Source organism: Treponema sp., from assembly GCF_017430385.1.
In the GTDB taxonomy this organism is placed as follows: Bacteria; Spirochaetota; Spirochaetia; order Treponematales; family Treponemataceae; genus Treponema_D.
In genome coordinates this window covers 1-4,574 of record NZ_JAFRNB010000180.1, presented here as the reverse complement: position 1 = coordinate 4,574, position 4,574 = coordinate 1, and the positions used below count along the sequence as shown (strand labels likewise).

The following is a 4,574-nucleotide window of genomic DNA, read 5'->3' as shown; positions in this document are numbered from 1 at the left end:
TCAATCAAGATTTTTGCATCAAGTTTCGCATGGGTTTTCAAGCGGTCGGGCTATATCGTCCAGATTCTCTACAATTTCCGCCAGTACGCGCGCTATCCGCTGTCGATTTTCCCGAAAGCAATAAAATTCATGCTGATTTTTACCCTTCCGTTCGGACTTATGAGCTCGCTTCCGGTAGAAACATTGTTTTTCGGCAATCATAACGCACTAACTTTAAGCCTGGAAATAATTCTGGTGAGCCTGACTCAGCTCGCATTCGCCCTGCTCGTATGGAGAATAAACATCTCAAAATACGAAAGCACAGGCTCCTGAAAACTTGCCAGACTCAGCTCAAAAATTATTTTCTCTTTACTGGAATCCAAATCGCACTGTGGTAATCGGAATCGGATGATTTTCCATTGCTGTCGTACCATTCGACATTCGCATTCCCGGAAAACTCATAATCTGGATTCGCAGGAAGCCATTCTTTGAAAATCCGTGTGTTTAAATTCTGGAGAGCGGCAGGAAGAGGCCCCGTGCAGTCAAAAACAGCCCAGTCATTCTTTGGAAATTCATGCAATACCATTTCGTCAGGAATTTCACCGCCGTTGTATCTGCCCGCGATAAGATAACGGAATTTTCCGCCTCCCAAATCATCAATACAGATGCCGAATTCACCGATGTTGTTTTCCGCAACCGCCTTTTCACACGGATTTGAAGGCTCTTTTCTAGCAGAAACATTATTCATATATTTTGAAAAGATTTCATTCCAGAACTTCGGGATTTCCGCGTATGAAGTTTCAGCATCAAATTCTTTCTGAAATCCGATTACCTTAAACGAATCCTTTGACATAATTTTGTAATCCATGAGATTACCTCCTTGAACCGAAATTTTGATTGTCAGAGGAAGAAAAACTTTTGCCGGAAAGCCATCCCGAACCTGCGACGGACTTGCACCATGAAAGCGAGAGAACGCCTTCGCAAAACTTTCGGGAGTCTCGTAGCAATAGCGGAGAGCAATATCAATCACTTTGTCGTCCGTGTTCTTAAGGTCGAGCGCCGCCCTGTAAAGCCTTCGGTTTCGGATATATTCCCCGATTCCGTAGCCAGTCATAAGCGAAAACCCGCGCTGCAAGAAAAACTGCGACATGAACACCTGATTTGCCACATCCTGCGCACTGATGTCCTCTTCCAGGTGTTTTTCCATGTAATCAATTGCCGTCCGAATGCTCGTAAGCCATTCCATGCTCTTTCCTCCTTGATGATTTCAGTATAAGTCAGTAAGTTCCGTCCGTCCTGTCATTTTTTGCACAGTTTTGTCTAGCTCAAAGACAGTTTTTCCAGTCCGCGATTATAGCATAGAAATCCTATTTTCTGCTAAACTTAGCGCAGGAGAAGAAATTATGAAAAAAATTCAGAAAAAACCGGTTCGATTTTACATTTTGGGTAATATTAAACGGCCTTCGGATATGCCGCGCATTATGGCGGAAATAATTGTCAAGGAGCGTTTTTACCATTTTGATAACTGGAATCTCAAAAAGACTGACGAGGAAATGCTAGAATACAACAATTCCGTGTGCGTGATTCACCTTCATACTGAGATTTATGGCAGGGGCGGAAGAGATGTCGCGTGGCGATACGGTGATTTGTCACTTTATCAGATGTCGAACGGGAAATTTTTTGTCGCAGGTGTTTATGTCGATGATTTTCAGGGCGGTGAAACGCTTTACCTTGAACTTGAGAGCGATTATTTTGAGACCCACAAACCCTCTGAATTCAAGGATTCGCTGTACAAAGAATGCTCACCACATCTGGACAAAGGCGAATCCATCACGGACATCGAAAAATTGTTTGAAAAACGGGAACTTTCTTTCTATGCGGAACGCTGGTGCTCATACAATTACAAACTTCTTTTTAAGTATGCAAAAACAGAAGAAGCCGTTCATGAAGATGTTGAATTCTATAAAAAGAAATTCGCGGACAATCCAGAAAAAGAACTTCTCTACACCCACATCGAAAAAGAAGCCCAGAAAGCAATCGAGCAAATCAAAAATGACGGCTGGCAAAAAGAAGAGTACGATGTTTACGAATACGATCCGTATCTGGCAGAATTTGAGTAAATTGAGATTCCAAATCCCGTTGTTTTTTGCTAATCTCTAAGGACGAAAATACAAACTGGTCTTATATTCGAGCCAGCCTCTTAAAGAAAAAGAAATCAAAATCGATATAACAGGTTGAGACAGAATCCGAACATATTTTTACAACAGGGAAAATTAAACGCAGGACTAATTTGCCGGGTTAATCCTAAGCCTATTCCAGACAGAGCCAGAATCATGATACACTTCTCGACAATGCTCTATAATAATTGGTCTGTTTTCTGCGTCCAGAAGCTCATATCTGTAAAAAATCTCGGATTCACTCCGCGTGTCCTCTACATCATAGATTTTCAGAATCTTGCAGTTTTTTTGGAAATCTGAAGCTGACACCGACTTTTCAGGATACTTCCGCCTGTATTCTTCCAGAAAATTTTCTTCCACAAATTTCTTTGAATCCGCGATAAACTTTTCTTTTCGCGGACACCATGAAGAATTAAACGGAAAATAATTGATATCCACGAGCGGAGACCTGAATTTCGTTACTTCGCTCAGATTTTCAATTTCAAGACTGATTTTTTCCATAAACACTCTCCTTCGATTTTGTATAATAAATTTTTGGGGCTACCGCCGCAAGATGCCCTACAGGATGTAGGGTGAAAGCCAGGAACACAAAATCCAAGGATGGATTTTGTGTTCCTAACAATCCCTAGCCCATTTCCAACCTAAAGCAAGCATCGTGAGCACAGAAATTCCGGCCGCAACCTGCAGCGGGTAGAATTTCACCGCACTTTCAGTAATCAGAAGCGCAAGGATGGCCATCGCGGCTGCAGGAGGGAAGGGGAGTGCAAAAATTTTAACAAGAATCTGAACGCACACGCAGGCAAAAAAAGCCGCCACCGTAAGAGGAAAAAACGGAAATGCCGAAAGCAAAATCCTGCTCACGCTTCCGCAAAGCGCACACAGCAAAACCAAAGCTATCACCGAAAAAGCTTTCTTCGCGGCCTTGCTTGATTTGTTGGTAAGCTCGGTAAAAGCAACCAGAAGCGGCGGCGCAACGCAGAAACGAACATCAAACTTGATACAGAAAAATGCGAGCAGAGCCACAGAAATAACCCGGAAAAGATTTACTTTCAGAGCTTCTTTCGGCTCAATGGCGACAGTCTCAAAATGATTTTCTTCTTTTAAGTGTATTTTTTCGAGGAAAAAGCGCAAAATAACAACTAAAAGAGTAAGTCCAATTGCAGCTCCCACATAAACGAAACTTCTGGTCTGAATCAGAACCGGCAGCGCAATCGCCGAAATCATCGGGGCAAAACTCGTGCGCGAAAAATAAAGAATAATCTGACCAATCACAAAAGCAAGAACGAACTGTCCCCAGAGCGGAAACGGCACAAAAATCACAATCAGGACACCAAGCAGAGCACAAACAGAAATGCTCAGAAACATCCGAATATACGAAGTTTTCCAGACTAGAGCCGGCGTAAGAAAACAGCCCACAGAAAGAGCCGCAACCTCTGGGAAAATTATTTCCTTTTCGCCTGTAACTTCTGCCAAAAAGACCATAGCAAGAACAACAACGAATATAGATATCCGGCTGAACCAAGTTGATTTCATTTTATCTCCCAAAATATTACTGAATAAAAGCGTTAGGGATTGTAGAGGCGTAAGTTGCCGTAAGGCAATGGAGCGCGTTTAGCGCGGAACCGCGGAAAGCCCGACCCGAAGGGTAACGCCCATACAAGGCACAATCACGAACAAAAATCCTGCGTTTCCAAAAAAATGCCAGGAAAGCCAGCTCAAAACAAGTCCAAAATGAAAGCAAAAAAGCGTGAATCCGAAAAACTTGGCTTTGAGCGAAAAAGACTTGTCGCCGTTGAAAAAAATCTCAGTGAGAGACGAAATGAACTGCCTGAAATTGTTCGATGAAAAAATCGTGGAGCTTGTAAAGCCGTAAGCCCCCTTGAACGCGCACCACTGGAACGCCATCGCAAAGAAAGTGGGGTAGAGATACACCGTCAAAGGAAGATTCCGCTCAGTCGGGAAAAGCCACATCGCAATGGCCGCAGAAACATCAACTATCATCGCAAGGATTTTTACATCCGCTTTCGTATGCTTTGGAAGAAAAGTCACAAGGAAAACCGCCAGCGCGTACAAAAAAGCCCCGACAGCATGGAACAGAACGGAACGACCTTCGCCGTTGAGAGTTCCAAGAACAATATCAATCAGATTGGAAGTTTGTGCCGAGCCGAGAAAATGAGCCGCATTCACAATCGGGAAAATTCCAAGGAATCCGCCGATGAATGCGACCGTATAATGTATCTGTGCCTCGCGATTTGAATTCATGCGAAGAGTTTAGCACAAAAACAAATTTTAGTTTTGCTTTTTTTAACGAAGTTTTATTCTCACACAAAAATTTTCTTCTGTTTCTGAATGAATATAAGCGCCATTTTTTTGCATGACTTTTAAAGAAGCTTTATTGTCTTTATGAACAAAAAGATA

The 4,574-nt window shown here is 42.7% G+C and carries 6 protein-coding genes; 2 read left to right on the top strand and 4 right to left on the bottom strand.

Annotated features, from left to right (window positions below):
- On the top strand, positions 1-312 hold a 312-nt coding region (locus IJJ71_RS14075; RefSeq protein ID WP_296847920.1), incomplete at its 5' end, for an ABC-2 family transporter protein.
- A gap of 25 nt (positions 313-337) precedes the next feature.
- Here IJJ71_RS14075 and IJJ71_RS14070 read toward each other — a convergent pair.
- Positions 338-1,225, bottom strand: coding sequence for an AraC family transcriptional regulator (locus tag IJJ71_RS14070; RefSeq protein WP_296847919.1), 888 nt, complete (start codon positions 1,223-1,225; stop codon positions 338-340).
- A 157-nt stretch (positions 1,226-1,382) separates the two neighbouring features.
- On the opposite strand from IJJ71_RS14070, the gene IJJ71_RS14065 reads away from it, so the two are divergent.
- Positions 1,383-2,099, top strand: coding sequence for a hypothetical protein (locus IJJ71_RS14065; RefSeq protein WP_296847918.1), 717 nt, complete (start codon positions 1,383-1,385; stop codon positions 2,097-2,099).
- A 165-nt stretch (positions 2,100-2,264) separates the two neighbouring features.
- On the opposite strand, the gene IJJ71_RS14060 is transcribed toward IJJ71_RS14065, so the two are convergent.
- From IJJ71_RS14060 to IJJ71_RS14050, 3 genes are all read right to left on the bottom strand, one after another.
- The gene (locus IJJ71_RS14060; protein ID WP_296847917.1) at positions 2,265-2,657 is read right to left on the bottom strand and encodes a hypothetical protein; all 393 of its coding nucleotides are present in this window, start codon (positions 2,655-2,657) and stop codon (positions 2,265-2,267) included.
- Between the two features lie 114 nt (positions 2,658-2,771).
- Positions 2,772-3,689 carry a hypothetical protein gene (locus IJJ71_RS14055; RefSeq protein WP_296847916.1) on the bottom strand — a complete coding sequence of 306 codons (918 nt, stop codon included), beginning with the start codon at positions 3,687-3,689 and terminating at the stop codon, positions 2,772-2,774.
- A gap of 78 nt (positions 3,690-3,767) precedes the next feature.
- The gene (locus tag IJJ71_RS14050) at positions 3,768-4,418 is read right to left on the bottom strand and encodes a YoaK family protein (protein ID WP_296847915.1); all 651 of its coding nucleotides are present in this window, start codon (positions 4,416-4,418) and stop codon (positions 3,768-3,770) included.
- Positions 4,419-4,574 lie beyond the last annotated feature (156 nt).